Genomic DNA, 14,109 nt, shown 5'->3' with positions numbered 1-14,109 from the left:
GAACGGAATTGGCGGGAACTCGCCCAACCGTTCGCGGGGCCTTCGCGCGGCTTTCCGGCACTTTACCTGCGTAAAATTGGCCGCCCTTGAACCGGTCACGGGCGCAGGCTAGTGTTGCCCTCAAGTACCACTTGAACAGAGCTCGCCTCACGACATGACTCGCGCGAAGTACCTGAGCAGTAGGCGTAAGGAAAACGTTAATTCGTTCTCCCGTCCGCCCCACCGCCAACCCGCCGAAGCTGTTCACGGGAGGAGCAAGCCTGAGAGATGAGCGGAATTCAATAGTCCGCATAAAGTCCTCCAGCGCCGCCGGCCACTCCTCCCGACCTTCACAGACCCCGCACAGGCCCTGCACGGCCCCTCGGGCGCGGGCGGCCCGGCCGGAGAGGGACTCCCCCGGGGACGCGGCGCTCACATGCGGCCGCCCGGCGATGACAGAAGTGCCGGTCCGCCGTCCTTTCCCCAGTGCCTTCATCAGTTGTATCCGCACGTATTGACACGTATTGACACGCCATCCCATACCGGCCTACCTGCCGGTTTATCGACCGGTTTACACGAGGTGCCAGCTCCGAATGAAGAAGCACTTGACCAGCCTTCGGGCATATCTTGAGGAACTGCGGGAAATAGGCGATTTACGCGAGATCGACGACGAGGTGAGTACCGAACTCGAGGCCGGCGCGGTGATCCGCTACGCCGTGGAGAACCAACTGCCCGCGCCCCTGTTCAACCGGCTCGCCGGGCACCGGCCCGGCTATCGGATCCTCGGAGCACCCGGGGCCCTGAGCTCACTGCCCGAGGCGCGCTGGGCCCGGGTCGCGCTGTCCCTGGGGCTGGAGCCCGGGACCCATCCGCTGGCCATCGTGGACGAGCTCGCGGCCGCGCTCGACGCGGAACCCATCCCGCCGGTGGAGATCACCGACGCGCCCTGCCAGCAGAACGTGCTGCTCGGCGACGAGGCCACGCTGGACGCGTTCCCGGTGCCGCTGGTGCACGTGGGCGACGCCGGGCGCTACCTCAACACCTGGGGCGTCATCATCGTGCGCAGCCCGGACGGCTCGTGGACCAACTGGGCCATCACGCGGGTGATGGCGGCCGACAGCCGGACGCTGGTCGTCATGATCAACCCTCCGCAGGACATCGGGAAGATCTACGCGATGTGGAAGGAGCGGGGCGAACCCATGCCCGCCGCGCTGGTCCAGGGCAGCGAGCCGGCGATCCCGTTCGCCGGTGGGATGGCGCTGCCATCCGGCCGTGACGAGTCCGGTTACCTGGGCGGCTACTTCGGCGAACCGCTGGAGGTGACGCGCTGCCGCACCGTCGATCTGCAGGTGCCGGCCTCCGCGGAGATCGTCGTCGAGGGCCATGTCTCGCTCGACGAGACCCTGCCGGAGGGGCCGATGGGCGAGTTCTTCGGCTACATCTCCGGGCAGCCCCGGCAGCGGCCGGTCTTCCGGATCTCCGCGATCACCCACCGGGACGACCCGATCCTGCCGGTGGTCTCGGCGGGCAAGCCGGTCGAGGAGGTCCACACCGTGGTGGGCCCCACGCACGCCGCCGAGGTGCTGCGCAATCTGCGCGGTGCCGGGCTGCCGGTGACCGCCGCGTGGCTGATCCCGGAAGGCTCCTGCACGCTGGCCGCGATCACCGTGCCGCGCGAGTGGCGGCAGTGGGGCGGCGGCATCCACACCACGACCCGCATGCTGACCCGGGCCATCGCGAATGTGGTGCTGCGGCCCAAGGTGGGATTCTGGATCACCCGGATCCTGGTGCTCGACGACGACCTCGACCCCACCGATCTGCGTGATCTGGCCTGGGGGTTCGCCACCCGCTGCCATCCGGTGCAGGGGCAGGTCCTCATCGAGGACCAGCTGTTCACACCGCTGCACATCATCTACTCCGCTGCCGAGATGCAGACCCTGAGCGGCCCGAAGATGGCGTACGACTGCCTGCTGTCCCCGGACGCCGACAAGCGGCCCGTGAGCACCGCCTTCGAGCAGAACTTCCCCGAGCACATCAAGCGGCGGGCGCGCGCGCTGTGGGACCGGCCGGGCAGCTGACCCGCCCCGCACCGGCCGGCCGCCGCACGGGAAGCCAGTCGCCCGCTCCCCCGCACCGCCCCTCGCCGTATCGATCCGATCTGGAGACCGGGACACCATGAACCTTTCCGACCAGCTCACCGCCACCGTGGCCGACGAACTGGCGCAGTGCGGGGTCACGGAGGCGGTGATCTCCCCCGGACTGCACTCGGGGCTGCTCGCCTCCGCCCTGTACCGGCACCCAGGGCTCCGGCTGCACGTACGGATCGACGAACGCTCCGCCGGATTCCTCGCGCTCGGGCTCGCCCGGGCCAGTGGTCGTCCGGTCGCGGTCGCCTGCACCTCCGGCACCGCGGCCGCCAACCTGCACCCCGCGGTCCTCGAGGCGCGGCACGCCCGGGTGCCGCTCATCGTGATCACCACCGACCGCAAGCCGGTCTGGCGCGGCACGGGCGCCAACCAGACGACCGACCAGGTGCGGATGTTCGGCACCTCGACCGGGTTCTTCGCCGAGCTGGAGTCCGTCCCCGGTGACGAGGCGACCGCCGGGTACTGGCGCTCGGTGCTGTCCCGTACCGTCGCGGCCGCGGCCGGAGGGCCCGTCCAGCTCAATCTGATGCTGCCCGATCCGCTGGAGAACACCGCCGATGCCGGGGCCGGTCAGGCAGGCGTCGCGAACCGGGAACCGCGCCCGAGGATACGGGTGGTGCGCAGCCTGCCCGAGCCGCAGGCGCTGGAGGTTCCGGCGCGCGGGGTGGTCGTGGTCGGGGACGCCGCCGCGGACCCGGCCGGCGCCGTGGCCTTCGCCGAGCAGGCCGGCTGGCCGCTGCTGGCCGAACCGCAGAGCGGTGCCCGCCAGGGCGGCAACGCGATCACGACGTACGGCTATCTGCTGTCGCACCCCGGGTTCCGCGCGGTGGCGCACCCCGAGGCGGTGGTCGCCGTCGGCCGGGCCGGGGTGAACCTGGCACTGCTCAACTACCTCGGCTCCGTCAAGGAGTTGATCGTCGTGGATCCGGCGGAGGACTGGGCCGATCCGGCGCGCACCGCGACCAAGGTGATCTCCCGGCTCGGGAAGCCCGTGCAGGAGCGGACGGATCCTGACTGGCTGCGTCTGTGGCTGGACGCGGACAAGGCGGCCCTGGAGGCGCTGGACAGCACGCTCGACGCGGGCGGGGTCACCGAGCCCCGGATCGCCCGTGACCTGGCGGCCGCGCTGCCACCCGGATCGCTGCTCTTCGCCGCGTCGAGCATGCCGGTGCGCGATGTGGAGCGGACCCTGCGGCCGCGCGGCGACCTGCGCATCCTGGCCAACCGGGGGCTGAGCGGGATCGACGGGGCGGTGTCCAGCGCGATCGGCGCCGCACTGGCCCACGAGGCGGAGACGTCGGGGCGCGCGTACGCCCTGCTGGGCGACCTGTCCCTGCTGCACGATCAGAACGGGCTGATCACCGGGGCGGCTCCGGCCCGGCCGGACCTGGTGATCGTCGTGGTCAACAACAACGGCGGCGGGATCTTCTCGATGACCCCGCAGAGCGAACCCATCGACGGCTTCGAGACGTTCTTCGGCACGCCGCACAACGTGCGGCTCGACGCCGTCGCCCGCGCCGCCGACTGGCCCTACACCAGAGCCGGTTCGATGACGGAGCTGCTGGACGCGGTGCGCGCGCCGGGCCCCCGGCTCGTCGAGGTCGTCACCGACCGGCGCGGCAACGCCGAGTTCCACCGCTTCCTGGCGGGCGCCGTCGGCCAGGCGATCAGCGAGTCGCTGACCGGTCCCGCACCCGAGGCGGAGTGAAGGCGGGGCTGCCATGAGGAACCTGCGCGGCAACCCGTGGGCCACGCTGATCGTCATCTCGCTCGGCTACTTCATGACGCTGCTCGACCTGACGATCGTCAACATCGCCATCCCGGACGTGGTCGACGACCTGGGTGCCTCGCTCGATCAGATCCTGTGGGTCATCAACGGCTACACCCTGGTGCTCGCGGCACTGCTGATCACCGCGGGGCGCATCGGCGACCTGTGGGGCCCGCGCAGCACCTTCGCGGCCGGCGTCGCCCTGTTCACGCTCGCCTCGATGGCCTGCGGGTTCGCCACCGATCCGGGTCAGCTGATCGCGTTCCGTGCGGTTCAGGGGCTGGGGGCGGCGATCCTGATGCCGCAGACCCTGACCATCCTCACCCACAGCTTCCCGCCCGAGCGGCGCGGTACGGCCTTCGGGATCTGGGGCGCGGTGGCGGGCATCGCCGCGATCGCCGGGCCGACCGTGGGCGGTCTGCTCGTCACCGCGTTCGGCTGGCGGTGGATCTTCTTCATCAATCTGCCGATCGCGATCGTCGTCCTGGCCGGAACGTTCGCCGTCGTCACCGAGGTCCGCGGGAGCGGCTCCCGCCGGCTCGATCCGCTCGGCGTGCTGCTGATCACGCTGGCGCTGCTGGCGCTCTGCTACGGGCTGGTCGAGGGCCAGCGCTACGACTGGGGAACGGTGGTCCCGTTCATCGGCATCCCGCTGGTGCTCGGCATCGGGGTGGTACTCCTCGCCGTCTTCCTCGGGTTGCAGGCCCGCTCGCAGAAACGGGATCCGCTGATCCCGTTCGCCCTGTTCCGGGACCGCGACTACGCGCTGATGAACGTCGTCGGCGGTGCGGTCAACATCGGGATGCTCGGCTTCCTGCTGCTGTTCAACCTCTATCTGCAGTCGGTGGCCGGGATGAGCGCGCTGCGGGCGGGGCTCACCCTGGCGCCCGCCGCGATGGTGTCGATGGTCCTGGCGCCGCTGGCGGGACGGCTCACCGACCGGATCGACGGCCGCTACATCCTGGTCTCCGGGCTGCTGCTGTTCGCGGCCGGGATGGGATGGATGGCCGCGATCGCCCAACCCGACTCCCGCTGGTACCACTTCCTGCCCCCGCTGCTCGTCGCCGGAGCGGGCATGGGCGGGACGTTCGCGCCGATGCCGACCATCGCGATGCGCGAGGTGCGGCCCGAGCTCAGCGGGGCGGCCTCCGGGGTCTTCAACTCCAACCGGCAGTTCGGCGCGGTCATCGGCACCGCGGCGGTCGGTGCGCTGCTGCAGAACCGGCTCGTCGCGTCGATCGGCGACCAGGCGGACAGCCGCTCCCTGGCGCTGCCGGAGCAGTACCGCGCCTCCTTCGTGTCGGGGCTGCGCTCCACCGCCGAACGCGGTCTCGAAGTCGGTGCGGGCAGCGCGTCCGGGCCGCCGGCCGGGGTGCCCGCCGAGGTGGCCGGTCAACTGAGGGAGGCCGGGCGACAGGCCCTGGCCCACGGCTTCATCGACGCGATGCACGCGACGATCGCACTGCCCGTGGCCGCGACCGCGCTCGCCGCCCTCACCTGTCTGGCCGTCAAGCGGCCGGCCGCCAGGCCCGCCGTCGAAAAGGAAGACCGGAAGAAAGCGATGACGCAATGAGTGGAAATGGCCGGAAGAACGGCCCGGTCGACGAGGAATCGACGCCGGATCAGGAAAGGGCGGCCGCGAGCCGCACACTGCTCGGTGCGCTCACCGGATCCTGGGTGGCACAGGCCTGTTATGCCGCCGCGGTGCTCGGGATCGCCGACATCCTGGCCGAAGGCCCCAAAGCGGCGGCGGAGATAGCCGGGGAATGCGATGCGCAACCGGACGGGGTGCACAGAATTCTGCGGGCACTCGCCTCGGTCGGAATCTTCGCGCAGGACGAGCAGGACAGGTTCTCGCTCACTCCGGTCTCCGACCTGCTCCGTTCGGACACACCCCACTCCCTGCGGAACAGCGCGATCATGCTCGGCGAGGAGGTGTTCCGCTCGTTCGGTGCGCTCGTGCACGCCGTCCGCACCGGAACGCCCGCCTTCGACGAGGTGCACGGCATGCCGATGTACACCTATCTGCAGGAGCACCAGGAGGTCGCCCGCACCTTCAACGCGGCGCTGGGCAGCCGCGGGGCGGTGCCCGCCGCGTTCGCGCACTGCTCACTCGACGGCGTCCGCACCGTCGTGGACATCGGCGGCGGCAACGGGAACCTGCTCGCCGAGGTGCTCACGGACCGACCGGAGCTGCACGGAGTGCTTCTCGAACTGCCCGAGGCGGTGAGCCAGGCCCGGCAGCGGCTGGAAGCCGCCGGCCTCACCGACCGGACGACGCTGGTGGAGGGCAGCTTCTTCGAGGAGGTCCCCACCGGCGGCGACCTCTATCTGCTCTCCCGCTGTCTGCACAACTGGACCGACGACAAGGCCCTGGCCATCCTGCGCACCACCCGCGCCGCCCTGCCACCGGGCGGCCGCCTGGTGATCCTGGAGAAGGTCATCCCCTCGGGACCCGGCCCCAGCCAGGCCAAGGTGTACGACCTGCTGATGCTGGCGATGGTCGAGGGCCGCAACAGGACGGCACCGGAGTACCGCGCGCTCGCCGAGAAGGCGGGCTTCGAGGTCACGGCCGTCCATCCGGCACCGGCCACCGACCCCAACGGGGAAGGTGCCATCGAGGTCATCGCCGTCTAGCGCGTCAGGAGTACTGCCCGTGGTGTCCTGAGAAACCCACCGGAACTCACCGGAATTCATCGCTCGCCGAACCGCCGCCCGCACCGCGGCGGCTTCCGCGTTTTCCTCCCGTCGAATGGAAGCCAGGACTTCCGGACGGTGACACCGTGAGTTGGAAAAGATATTACCCGCATCCGAACCAAGTACTGAGAGACTGCAACTCGTGACCCAAGAGCGCGCGTTATTGCACGTCAGGGATTTCGAAGAAGAGGCTCACCGGCGCCTTTCCCCGCCGGTATGGGACTATCTGGCCGGGGGCAGCGGCGATGAATCCGCCGTCCATGCCAATCAGGCCGTGCTGGACCGGCTGGGACTGCATCCACGGGTCCTCACCGGTACCGCCGGGCCCGACCTCGGCACCACCCTGCTGGGCCGCCCGCTGCGGGTGCCGCTCGGAGTGGCGCCGATGGCGCACCACCGGCTGTTCCACCCGGAGGGTGAGGTGGCCACCGCCCAGGGGGCGGGTTCCGCCGGCGCCCTGTTCATCGCCAGCATCTTCGCCAACCGGACACTGCAGGAGATGGCCGGCGCGGCGTCCGGACCGCTGTGGCTGCAGCTGTACTGGCTGCGCCGCCGCGACCAGTTGGAGAAGCTGGTCGCCGGCGCCGAGGAGGCCGGATTCGGCGCGCTGGTGCTCACGGTGGACGCCCCGGTGGTCGCCCGCAGACCGCGGGACCTGCGCAACGGCTTCTCCGTCCCCGCGGACGTGCGCGCGGTCAATCTGGACTCCGCGGTCATGGCCACCACCCATCGCGCCGTCGCCGGCACCTCGGCGCTCGCGGCCCACTCCGCCGAGCAGTTCGACACCACGGTGGGCTGGGCCGATCTGGCCTGGCTGCGCGGGCGCACCAAGCTGCCGCTGCTCCTCAAGGGCGTACTCACCGCCCAGGACGCCCGGCTCGCGGTCGAGCACGGCATGGACGGCGTCGTCGTCTCCAACCACGGCGGGCGCCAACTGCCCGGCGCGGTCACAGCGGTGGCGGCGCTGCCCGAGATCGCCGCCGAAGTGCGCGGACGGTGCGCGGTGCTCGTGGACGGCGCGTTCCGCCACGGCTCCGACGTCCTCAAGGCGCTGGCGCTGGGCGCCGACACCGTCCTGATCGGACGGCCCGCGCTGTGGGGGCTCACCTGCGGCGGGTCCACCGGGGTGGCGGCGGTACTCGGCCTGCTGCGCGACGAACTGGCCGAGGCGATGCTGCTCTGCGGCCTGCCGGGACTCGGCCCGGTCGACGGGACCTTGCTCCATCCGCACCGGCCGCCCGGCAGACGTCCCCTCTAGGAACAGCGCCATCCGCCGGCGGACCAGCACTTTCACAACGGGGGATCCATCATGCACATCAGCAGTGACTCGACCGAACTTCTCGTCCAGCGCCGGGAGGCCATGGGCCTCACGCAGGAGGACCTGGCCCGGCGCACCGGGCTGAGCGTCCGCATGATCAGTGACCTGGAACGCGGAAGGACCCGCAAACCTCATCCCCGCTCCCTGCAACTCCTCACCACCGCACTGGAGTTAGATCCGAGCGACATGGCGCGGCTCGCCTCCGGCCGGGCCCCCGACGCCGACCCCGCGGCGGTGCCAGGACCGCCCGGCAAGCCCGTCGCCCAAGTGGTGGTCCCGCAGCAGATACCCATGGCGGCCCGGCACTTCGCCGGCCGGGACCGGGAGCTGCGCTCGCTCACCGCGCTGCTCGAACACCAGGGGCGGCACGCCGGACTGGCCGTGATCGACGGCCCGCTGGGGGTGGGCAAGACCGCCCTCGCGGTGCGCTGGGCCCATCAGCACGCCGGCCGCTTCCCGGACGGCCAGCTCTATGTGAACCTACGCGGCAGCACGCCCGCCGGGCCGGGGCCCGACGAGGCGATCGCGGACTTCCTCGACTCGCTCGGAGTGCAGCAGGACCAGATGCCCGCCGGGCTGCCCGCGCGGTCGGCGCTGCTGCGGAGCCTGCTCGCCGGCAAGCGGATGCTGCTGGTGCTGGACGACGCCCGGTCCGCGGAACAGGTGTCGCCGCTGCTGCCGGGCGCCGCGGGGTGTCTGACGCTGGTGACCAGCCGCCGCAAGCTCGTCAGCCTGGTGGCCCATCACGGGGCGCACCCGGTCAGTGTGGACGTGCTCTCCTTCCAGGACGCCCGTGCCTCGCTGGAGGTGCTGCTCGGCCACAGCAGGGTGGTGGCCGAGGAGGAGGCGACGGCCGAGTTGATCAACATCTGCCGCCGCTCCCCCCTCGCGCTGAGTACGGCCGGCGCGCACGCCGCCCTGCACCCCTCCCTGCGGATCACCACCCTGGTCGCGCAACTGCCCGTCCAGCCAGGCCCGCACCTTCCCGGCGTGGAGCTCTTCTGAACCCGCCCCTCCGACCCCACGCCACCGATCCCGGGCGGCGCCCGGCCGTACGGTCAGACGGGGGTGAGCAGCGACCCGAACGCCGAGGCGAGCCAGGGCTTCCGTCCGCCGGCGACGATCCGGCCGCGCAGCACCTGGCCCCACTGGCCGACCCTGCCGTAGCCCATCAGCACGAAGGCCGCCGGGTCCGCGGTGATCCGGCAGTCGGCGCGGGCGCCCGTCGGGGTCACCACGGCCGTCCCGTCGTCCACCGCGAACCGGTATCCCGGGCCGCCGCGGAAGCGCAGCTCGTACGCGATGTGCATCCCGGCCGCCCGCTTCCGGTCGACGTACTCCGGGGCCATCGCGAGCACGCCCTCGACGATCAGCAGCGCGTCCCGGCGGGCCACCGGCCAGGGCGTCCGGCGGGCGCGGGCGATGTCCAGGCCGTGGACGACCTGTTCGCCGAGCAGCGTCGCCGCCATCACCGGCACGGTCATGTGCAGACCGTTGGTGGTGAGGACGGGTTCGTCCGGCCGGCGGCTTCCGGCCGCCGCACCGAAGTCGGCGGCCGCCGACTCCAGCAGGTCGGCGAGGACTTTCGGGTCCCGCTCGGGGAACCCCGCGAGCAGCTGGGCATTCGCGGCGGCGTTCAGTTCGCCCGGGGTCACCCCCGGCCCGGTGGGCAGGACGTCCAGCACGGTGCGGGCGTCCAGCTCGCCGCCGGCGAAGCCCGCGTAGTGCTGGAGTTCCACGACGAGATGGGCGGCGGTCTCGCCGATGGTCCACGCCAGGCCCGGCACGGGCGCGCCGGGATCGGGCACGGTCCGCAGCAGTGCGGCCGTGCGGGCCGCGGCCCGCCGCAGGTCTTCCGGGGTCGTGGTGAAGTCGGGGAACATCCGCGTCACCACACCCGCAGCCGGCGCAGCAGCGCCGCCTGATCCGGATCGCCGTACGCGGTGACGTCGAGTTCCTCCCAGCTGCCGCGCTGGGTGATCCAGCGGACGAACGACGTGGTGTCGCCGGCGACCCGCACGGTCCGGCCGCCGGCCCCCAGCTTGACGGTGCGGCCGCCGGGCCCGTCGAGCACCAGGTCGGCCGAGCCCGAGAGCCCCGCGAGCAGCTCCCGGTTCTGCTGCGGCAGGGCCGCCTCGATCCAGTCGATCGCGGCCGTGAGCCGCAGCTCGTCGGAGGGCGGCGGAGTCCCGGTCAGCGGGCCGCGCGGAGCGAACAGGTCGGCGCGGATGTGGGTGTAGTGGTCGAAGGCGAAGGCGTTGGGCAGCAGGGACGCCGGATGCGTCCCGAGGTCACCGAGGTCCAGCTGCCGGTCGGCGGCCGCGAGGCGCTCCAGCGCCCCGATGGCCTCGGTGCTGACCGACGCGTAGTCCCGGACGACCTGGGCGGCCGACCAGGAGCGCCGGAACTCCACATGGACGTCCTGCGCCCGCTCGGTGGCGAGGCCCGCGGTGTCGGGCAGCGTCCCCGGAGCGACCACCGAGGTGAACAGTGCGCCCATGTGCGCCACGACATCCTGTACGGACCAGCCGGGGCAGCCGCTCTCCGTCTTCCAGTCCGCCTCGCACAGCCCCGCGCACAGATCGAGAAGTGCGCTGCGGTCCGCCCGTAATGCCTCTGTCGCTTGCGTCGGCACGTCGTCCTCCTGGTGGGATTCAGCGGGAGTCAGGTGAAGTTCCGTCGCTGCTGGCTGAAGTGACGTGACCTCAATGATGGCTGTCAGGCACGGACTTCCGCGAGGATGCCGTCCCACAGCCGGACCCGGGCGTCGAGTGCCCCGTTGATGGCCTCCTCGCACTCGGCCCACTTGTCCTGGTCGTCGCCGCACAGGTCGGCGAGCATCTGCATGGCCATCGGGGTGTGCTCCTCGCCGTCCACCTCGATGTGCCGCTCCAGATAGTCGACAAAGGAACCGAGCCGGTTGCCCTGGTCGCGGTTGACGGCGACCACCTTGTCGAACATGTCCGGAATCAGGTCCTCGCGGCCGAAGGCGAAGGCCGCCGCCTGGCAGTGCACCGGGGAGTTCTCGATGAACTCCCAGGTCTTCGTGGCGAATTCGATGGACGCCGCGGGCGCGCCCGCCTCCTTCAGGGACGGCAGCACCGGCTTGCCCTCGCGCAGCAGTGCCACCAGGGAGTCGATCGGCCCGGTGTCGGCGCCCGCCTCGGCCATGCCCTGCAGATAGAGCTCGAAGTGGCTGATGAACCCCTCGCCGATCTCGTCGCTCTCCTCGACCAGCACGATGTCGTTGATGAGCCGCCGGCTCGCGGCCGGGCCGCTCGGGATCCACGGCACGGAGACGCAGGTCAGGGTCCGCTGCAGCGACTTCAGCAGGGACATGAAGTCCCAGACGGCGAAGACGTGGTGCTCCATGAACGTGACCACCGCGCCCAGGCTGTCCAGGCTGTGGTAGACGGGGTGGCCGACGACCCGGCTGCGGGCGCCTTCCACGGCCTGCTCGAGGCGGGCGATACCGGGGTTGTCGATTTCCCAGTCGTAGCGTGACATCTGTTCCTCCAGAGTGGGACAACGCGTGAGATCGCCGGGACTCTTGGGTTCCCGGGGCATGTGGGCGCCGGGATCCGGGCTCTTCCGGATCCCGGATTCAGCTGAACAGCGCGCCGGGCCAGGTGACGTCCGCACCGTGCGTGTACGCCTCGGCCGCCGAGCGCAGGAACCGGTCGGGTCCGCCCTCACCGCGCCGCACCGACTCGATCACCCGGCCGTCCGGCACCTCGCGCAGCGTGCGCTGCAGTCCCCGCACCAGCACCGGATGCGGGCTGCTCTCCACGAACCGCAGATGGCCGTCGTCCGCCGCGGCGCGCACCGCGGACTCGAAGCGCACCGTGCGCCGCAGGTTCCGGAACCAGTAGCCGGCGTCCAGTTCGGTGCCGTCGATACGGCCTGCGGCCACCGACGAGTAGTAGGGGATCCGGCCGGGTCGGGGGGCCACGCCGGCGATGCCGGCGAGCAGTTCGTCGCGGATCTCGTCGATCTGCGGCGAGTGGGAGGGGTAGTCGACCTTCACCATCCGGGCCCGGACGCCTTCCTCCGCGCACCGCTGGACCAGTTCCTCCAGGGCGGGCACATCGCCGGAGACGACCAGGTTGCCGGGGCCGTTCTCGGCGGCGAGCGCCAGCCGTGCCGAGTGCTCCGCGACGTACCGCTCGACCCACTCGTACGGCATCGGCACCGAGAGCATCCCGCCGCGCCCGGTCAGCTTGCGCAGGACGCGGCCGCGCATCACCACGATGCGTACGGCGTCCTGGAGACTGAGGATCCCGGCGACGTGCGCGGCGGCGATCTCGCCCTGCGAGTGGCCGATCACGGCCGTCGGGGCGACACCGTACGACTCCCACTGCGCGGCCAGCGACACCATCATCGCGAACAGCGCGGGCTGCACCACGTCGACCCGTTCGAATCCCGGCGCGCCCTCCGCGCCCGCCATGGCGTCGAGGAGGTTCCAGTCGGTCCACCGGCCCAGTTCGCCGGCCACGGCGTCGATCCGCTCGCGGAAGACCTCCGACCGCGCGTACAGCTCCGTCGCCATGCCCGGCCACTGGGAGCCCTGGCCGGGAAAGACGAAGGCCGTTCCGGCGCCGGTGACGGCCTGTCCGGTGACGAGCTGGTCGGCGGGCAGGCCGGCGGCCAGCGCGGCCAGGCCGTCGAGCAGCCCGGCCCGGTCGTCCGCGAGCACCACGGCGCGGTGCGGCCCGGCGGGGCTGCCGGCCAGGCCGCGCGCCGCCTGGGCCGGGGACACCCCCGGGTCGGCGGTGAGTTTCGCGACGAGCTCGCGGGCCAGTGCGCCGAGCGCGTCGGGCGACTGGGCGCCGAGCGGACAGGGAACGGTGCGGGTGGCGTGCAAGGGGTCCTCCCCCGGTCGTCTGCGGTTTCCATGAGCTGCCGTGCCGTGATCCGGCCTGAGGTGATCCGGCCTGACGTGAACTGCGGTGTCAGTGGCCCATGCCGAGGCCGCCGTCCACCGGCAGCAGGACCCCCGTGATGTAGCCGGCGGCGTCCGACGCGAGGAACGTGACGGCCGCCGCGACCTCCTCCGGCCGGCCGTAGCGGCCCGCCGGGATCTGGGCGAGGGCCTCCCGGCGGACCTTCTCCGGCAGGTCGGCGTTGATGTCGGTGGGGATGAAACCGGGCAGCACCACGTTGGCGGTGATCGCCCGGGAGCCCAGCTCGCGGGCGACCGCACGGGCCAGCCCGCCCAGACCGGCCTTGCTCGCCGCGTAGTTGGCCTGCCCGGGAGCCCCGCGCACGGCGGCCACCGAGGAGATGAGGACGATCCGCCCCCAGCCGCCGCGCACCATGCCGCGCGCGGCCCGCCGGGCGACCCGGTAAGCGCCGGTGAGGTTGGTGTCCACGACCCGGGTGAACTGCTCCTCGCGCATCCGCAGCAGCAGGACGTCGTCGATGATCCCGGCGTTGGAGACCAGCACCTCCACCGGTCCGTGGGCGCGCTCGGCCTCCTCGAACGCCGCGTCGATCTGCCCGGAGTCGGTCACGTCGCAGCGGACGGCCAGCAGCTTTCCGTCCGGTGGCGGGGATTCCCGGCAGGTCACCGCGACCCGGTCGCCCTGCGCCAGGAAGGCGTTGGCGACCGCCAGGCCGATACCGCGATTGCCCCCGGTGACCAGGACCGACCGGCTCATCTGCGGGCTCCTCTCCGCTCGTCGTTCAGGGCTGGGTGCAGGACGGGACCGGGCGTGGGACGGACCGGGCGCAGTACTGACCGGGCGCAGCACGGGGCTAGGCGTAGGACGGGACCGTGACCGGTGGCGGCGCGGGGGCCGCGGCCGGCTGGGCCGTCATGATGCGGGCACGGCCTTCCCCGCCGCGGTCCAGCAGCCCGGCCAGCACCCGCGGCGGGGATCCGGGCGGAGCGCCCGCGACCGCCCTCAACTGGACGAGCGCATCGGTGAGTTCGGTGATCAGCGGCTCCAGTGCCGCCGCCACCGCACTCGCGTTGCTGCCGAGGATGTCGCTCCACAGTCCGGTCTCTCCCGCGGCGATCCTGGTCGCGTCCCGGATCCCCGCCCCGCACAGTTCGACCACTTCCTGTGGGGCCGCGCCCACCGCCGAGGCCAGGGCGCTCGCCACCACATGCGGCGCGTGCGAGGTCGTCGCGACCGCCCGGTCGTGCTCGGCGCGGCCCATCACCACCAGCCGAGCCCCGCACGCCTCGACCAGCG

The 14,109-nt window shown here is 71.9% G+C and carries 12 protein-coding genes; 6 read left to right on the top strand and 6 right to left on the bottom strand.

What is annotated here, in order from left to right; all coding sequences use genetic code 11:
• Positions 1–572 precede the first annotated feature (572 nt).
• The 6 genes from LNW73_RS30075 (at position 573) to LNW73_RS30050 (ending at position 8,914) form a co-directional block, all read left to right on the top strand.
• A complete protein-coding gene (locus LNW73_RS30075; RefSeq protein ID WP_250992066.1) occupies positions 573–2,057 on the top strand; it encodes a UbiD family decarboxylase in 1,485 nt (494 codons plus the stop codon).
• 97 nt (positions 2,058–2,154) lie between these two features.
• A complete protein-coding gene (gene menD, locus LNW73_RS30070; RefSeq protein ID WP_250992065.1) occupies positions 2,155–3,834 on the top strand; it encodes a 2-succinyl-5-enolpyruvyl-6-hydroxy-3-cyclohexene-1-carboxylic-acid synthase in 1,680 nt (559 codons plus the stop codon).
• 13 nt (positions 3,835–3,847) lie between these two features.
• The gene (locus LNW73_RS30065) at positions 3,848–5,467 is read left to right on the top strand and encodes a DHA2 family efflux MFS transporter permease subunit (protein ID WP_250992064.1); all 1,620 of its coding nucleotides are present in this window, start codon (positions 3,848–3,850) and stop codon (positions 5,465–5,467) included.
• Complete coding sequence (locus tag LNW73_RS30060) at positions 5,464–6,531, top strand: acetylserotonin O-methyltransferase (protein WP_250992063.1); 1,068 nt, start codon at positions 5,464–5,466, stop codon at positions 6,529–6,531. Before LNW73_RS30065 ends, LNW73_RS30060 begins: the two co-directional genes overlap by 4 nt.
• 202 nt (positions 6,532–6,733) lie before the next feature.
• On the top strand, positions 6,734–7,849 hold the full coding sequence (locus LNW73_RS30055) for an alpha-hydroxy acid oxidase (protein WP_250992062.1): 1,116 nt from the start codon (positions 6,734–6,736) through the stop codon (positions 7,847–7,849).
• 51 nt (positions 7,850–7,900) lie between these two features.
• A complete protein-coding gene (locus LNW73_RS30050) occupies positions 7,901–8,914 on the top strand; it encodes a helix-turn-helix domain-containing protein (RefSeq protein ID WP_250992061.1) in 1,014 nt (337 codons plus the stop codon).
• A 53-nt stretch (positions 8,915–8,967) separates the two neighbouring features.
• Here LNW73_RS30050 and LNW73_RS30045 read toward each other — a convergent pair whose 3' ends face one another.
• From LNW73_RS30045 to LNW73_RS36500, 6 genes are all read right to left on the bottom strand, one after another.
• Positions 8,968–9,792 (bottom strand): maleylpyruvate isomerase N-terminal domain-containing protein, encoded by an 825-nt coding sequence (locus LNW73_RS30045; RefSeq protein WP_250992060.1) that lies wholly within the window; start codon positions 9,790–9,792, stop codon positions 8,968–8,970.
• Between the two features lie 5 nt (positions 9,793–9,797).
• Positions 9,798–10,544 carry a maleylpyruvate isomerase family mycothiol-dependent enzyme gene (locus tag LNW73_RS30040; protein WP_250992059.1) on the bottom strand — a complete coding sequence of 249 codons (747 nt, stop codon included), beginning with the start codon at positions 10,542–10,544 and terminating at the stop codon, positions 9,798–9,800.
• Positions 10,545–10,627: 83 nt separating this feature from the next.
• On the bottom strand, positions 10,628–11,416 hold the full coding sequence (locus LNW73_RS30035; RefSeq protein WP_250974579.1) for a DUF3050 domain-containing protein: 789 nt from the start codon (positions 11,414–11,416) through the stop codon (positions 10,628–10,630).
• Positions 11,417–11,513: 97 nt separating this feature from the next.
• Complete coding sequence (locus tag LNW73_RS30030; RefSeq protein WP_250992058.1) at positions 11,514–12,773, bottom strand: acyltransferase domain-containing protein; 1,260 nt, start codon at positions 12,771–12,773, stop codon at positions 11,514–11,516.
• An 88-nt stretch (positions 12,774–12,861) separates the two neighbouring features.
• Complete coding sequence (gene fabG / locus LNW73_RS30025) at positions 12,862–13,569, bottom strand: 3-oxoacyl-ACP reductase FabG (protein ID WP_250992057.1); 708 nt, start codon at positions 13,567–13,569, stop codon at positions 12,862–12,864.
• Between the two features lie 97 nt (positions 13,570–13,666).
• Positions 13,667–14,074, bottom strand: coding sequence for a prephenate dehydrogenase dimerization domain-containing protein (locus LNW73_RS36500; RefSeq protein ID WP_308407803.1), 408 nt, complete (start codon positions 14,072–14,074; stop codon positions 13,667–13,669).
• Positions 14,075–14,109: the final 35 nt, after the last annotated feature.

This window comes from Streptomyces sp. RKAG337, from assembly GCF_023701715.1.
Classification (GTDB): domain Bacteria; phylum Actinomycetota; class Actinomycetes; order Streptomycetales; family Streptomycetaceae; genus Actinacidiphila.
Note: the sequence above shows the minus strand (reverse complement) of the source record. Positions and strands in the feature narration are given on the sequence as shown.